Genomic DNA, 3,880 nt, shown 5'->3' with positions numbered 1-3,880 from the left:
GCAATCCGCAGATGACGCCGGCCGAAAAGGCGAGGCTCGATCTCGACGAGCGCAAGATGCAAGCCGACCAGGACAAGCTCATTGAGGTTGGCGGTTCTCTTGTCGATCCGAAGACCCATCAGGCCGTCTATACGGGTCAGCAGACCGATTGGGAGAAGCTTGACGACGGCACGCTGTACAACAAGCGCACAGGTGAAACGAAAGCTGTCGCCGCATCGCCCGGCGGCGGCCAAGCAAACATGTTCAAGGGAAATGCAGTCGACGCCCAGGCGCTCAACTGGCTGGTAAACAACAACAAGGTCACACAGGAACAGGCGGCCCAGATCGCGGCCGGCAAGACCATCACCGGCCCGAATGGAGAAATGATGTTCCTGACGCCTTCCGGCATCGTCGCACAGATGCCTGGACAGGCTCCCCAGCCCATCGCACCGCCCGCCGCCGCGCCTGGTCCCGCTTCACCGCCGGCCTCTCCGGCGCCCGTGCAAACACCTCCGGCGCCGATCGCACCGATGAGCCCGCGCGCCGCCAACCCGGTTCCCAACCAGAATGCGGGAATCGTCCCGCTGACCGGTCCGAAGTCGAAGCCGCCGAACGAGCAGCAGCAGCGAGACGCCAAGCTGTATTCAGTGGTCGCGCCCGAGCTGAAGATTGTCGAAGATAATTTCTCCGCTTTGTCTAATCTCTCGGATCAGGCGCTTTCAGCCGTGCCGCACGGATCGGACTACGGGGCGGATTACCTGAAATCGTCGGACTACCAGCGCGCTTCGAACTCGCTGAAAACAATAATCGCATCCTATCTCTACAGCGTGTCCGGAGCCACGGCGGCGCCGGCCGAAGTGGAAAACCAGGCCTCCATCCTGACGCCCAAGCCGGGCGAGGCAAAGGAATCGGTCAACGACAAGCTGGCGCGCGTCCGTGCGATGGTCGACGCCATCAGGAGCAGTCGCGGCGGCGGCGATGCTCCGGCTGGGGAGCCGACCGGCGCCGGCACGACGAGCAACGGCTTGAAATGGAGCATTGAACCCTGATGGCAACGCTCAACATCCAGGGCCAAAAGGTCAAGGTCGACGACGCCTTTCTGTCGATGACGCCCGAGCAGCAGAACGCGGCAGTGGACGAGATTGCCAAGTCGCTCCCGGCCGCGCCTCCCAACGCAGCCGCAACGGATGCTGACGCTCGCGCGAAAGCAGGGATCGCGAAGGCGCAACAGATCATAGCCGGCGGCGGCCCCGAGCCGGAAGGCGGCCACGAGGCACCCACGTTTGTTCCGAGTCCTGACATGGGCGCCATGGGAACCTACCTGACATCGACAGGCGAGGGCGTGCCGATCGCCGGTCCCTACATCGATAAGGGTCTTACAGCCGCGTCCGCTGCCATAGGCTCGCTTCTCACTGGCGAACTCTATTCCAAAGTCAATGCGGAGATGACCCGCATGAACGAGGCGAGCCGCGAGGCCCACCCTGTCGCGCGGACGCTTGGCAACGTGACGGGTGCGGTTGCCGGAACATTGCCGGCGATGATGGCTGCGCCAGAGGTGTTTGGCATTGGAGCTGCGTCGAAGCCTCTGCAATATGGCCTTAGCGCGCTTTCTGGAGCCGCGATCAACGGTGCGGATTCTGCTGTGCGTTCGGGGGGAGATATCAAAGAAACCGGCAAAGGCGCCGGGATCGGGTTTGCGACTGGTTTGGCTGCGCCATTCTTGGCGCCGCTGATCGGCAAGGGCGTCAAGGCCGTCGCCGACAACCTCCACATCGGCGCGGTCGCGCGCGCCCTCGGGCTCGACAAGACCGCCGCCAAGGTCTTGGCGGGGGCTGTTCGTCAGGATGCCGTAGATCCCGCTGCACTGTCGCAGCTCGGCGACAACGGCATGTTGATGGACCTTGGCGCGAACATGCGGCATACCGCCGGCGCTATTGCCGCCACCCCAGGCGAGGGCAAGGCAATCGTTCGAAACGCAATCGGCGCACGCGATGCTAATGCTAACTGGCGTATCCGGTCGGCCCTTGATGAAACGCTTGGCGAAGCTCCCACGCCCTCGCGCATCATCGATCGAGCCAATACCAACCAACAGCGCCTCGCGCCTGAATATCAAGAGGCATTGCGCGATGCTGGCCCGGTCGACACTTTACCGATTGCCCGCTATCTCGAAACCGAAGCCCAGACGTTGCGCGGCGAGCCGCAGCGCCTTGTGCAGCGTGTCCGCTCGATGCTGGACCATCAGCCAACGCCGGCTGACATTGCTCGGGCTCGGGCCGATGGCCAACCGCCCCCCGGCACGTCTCTAGTTTCGGACGCGGGCGAATTGCTGAACACGCGGCACGCTATAGACGACATGTTGGAGACAACCCAGGGAACGAACGCCGTCAACGCCCTGACCACGGCGCGGCAGACTGTTGACGACGAGCTTCGGGCATCGGTTCCCGGGATCAAGGAAGTTGACGCGAAATATGCAGAGCTGGCCCGGCAGAAAGAGGCTGTTGGGCGTGGCCAATCCGTCCTTTCAAGCGGCCGGGAAGCGCCGCGCCCCGACGAACTCGCCGCAGAAGTCCGGCAAGGTGCATTGCCGCAGGGGCTGCAAGTCGGGCCGTCCGCTGTGCCGCTTCGGTTGCGTGAAGGCGCTCGGGCGGAGATAGAGCGCATCGTCGGTACCAACGCAAACGACCGTGTAGCGCTTCAGCGGCTCATCAAGGGCGAAGGCGATTGGAACAGGGCTCGTCTGTCGACGCTTTTCGGGTCCGACAAGGCCCGCTCCATCATCGATCTGCTTGACCGGGAAAAGCTGTTTGCCGACACGTCGAACATCGTCACGCGCAATTCGGAGACGGCGGCGCGTGTCGCTGCTCGCGAAGCAATTGATCCCGCCAACGCCCCCGGGTTTGGCTTACGCGAAGGCTTCATTGCCGGCGGTGCCCGCGGCGCGGCCCGAGCGGCCGGCATGCGGACGGTGGATAAGGTCATTGACGCCTTGAACAATGGCGGAAACGAAAAGGCTATAGCCGACATGGCTCGCACGCTGATAGGCGGCCCGCAACAGAGCGCAGTATTGGAAGCGCTTATGAAGGCCGGCCGGGGATCTCAGATTCAGCAGTCACAGGTCGATCGCGTTGCGCGAGCGCTTTTGCTCAGCGGCCCCGCCGGGGCCAACCGCCCTTGAATACCGCACTTTGCGGTCCTCATAGTACCAGATAAGCAGAACCAGGACTGTCCCCGCCATAAAGCCGACGACCAGCCCCATCATGAATTTTGGTTCAAGACTGCTAAGAAACCAGTCAAGCCCCTGATGCAGTACCGCCAGCACCGCAATCGTAATCAAGGCGGCAATTATCTGAAGGACGGTGTTCCGGGACATGTGGCGGAACATATGCGGAAACAGCCTGTATTGAAAGATGCGGGGCAGGCGGCCGATTTAGCATCAGGTTAGGGCGGCAAGAGTTGGAATCCGCCCGACCATCGCAACTATCCCCGACGCCGCAAGTTGACCTATGCTGGTTGATCCCAGCTACTACAGACCTTGCCCGCTACCGAGAGGTGGCGGGCTTTTTGTCGCGCGATTGACACGCTGCCCGGCCTAAGCCAAAGAGTGACACATTGCGGATTGGCAAAGGGGAATGTCGATGAAGAAGATCTATCAGAAGCCCGTTTTCACGAAGCGTGAGCGACTGTCGTCCGTGACGGCTTCGCCAACCCCATCATCTCTTCCCCCGTTGGATCCGACCTAACCAAATCCGGGGAAGTAGCGAATCGCCGCTCAAGGGCGGTCAAGCAAGCCCGCTGGCCTCACGGCCGGCGGGCTTTTTCATTTCCGAGGGCAAGAACCCGACCAAAGCCCAATGCCGAAGCGCAAAGGTCTGACCCGTGAAACATTGGAGTTCTTTACACG

1 protein-coding gene and 1 pseudogene are annotated in these 3,880 nt (G+C 62.2%); both read left to right on the top strand.

Going from position 1 to position 3,880, the window contains the following annotated elements; genetic code table 11:
- Nucleotides 1-1,028, top strand: a pseudogene (locus EN906_RS25865) (hypothetical protein); the annotation flags it as partial.
- Entirely contained in the window at nt 1,028-3,154 is a 2,127-nt protein-coding gene (locus tag EN906_RS25860) for a hypothetical protein (RefSeq protein ID WP_127272556.1), read from the top strand. The pseudogene EN906_RS25865 and the gene EN906_RS25860, both read left to right, overlap by 1 nt.
- Nucleotides 3,155-3,880 lie beyond the last annotated feature (726 nt).

Origin of the sequence: Mesorhizobium sp. M7A.F.Ca.CA.004.06.1.1 (assembly GCF_003999135.1) — a bacterium.
Classification (GTDB): domain Bacteria; phylum Pseudomonadota; class Alphaproteobacteria; order Rhizobiales; family Rhizobiaceae; genus Mesorhizobium.
This window is presented reverse-complemented; position numbering and strand designations above follow the sequence as displayed.

Coding starts and splice junctions, on each gene's coding strand:
- EN906_RS25860 (WP_127272556.1), top strand. CDS start 1,028: ATGGCAACGCTCAACATCCAGGGCCAAAAGGTCAAGGTCGACGACGCC.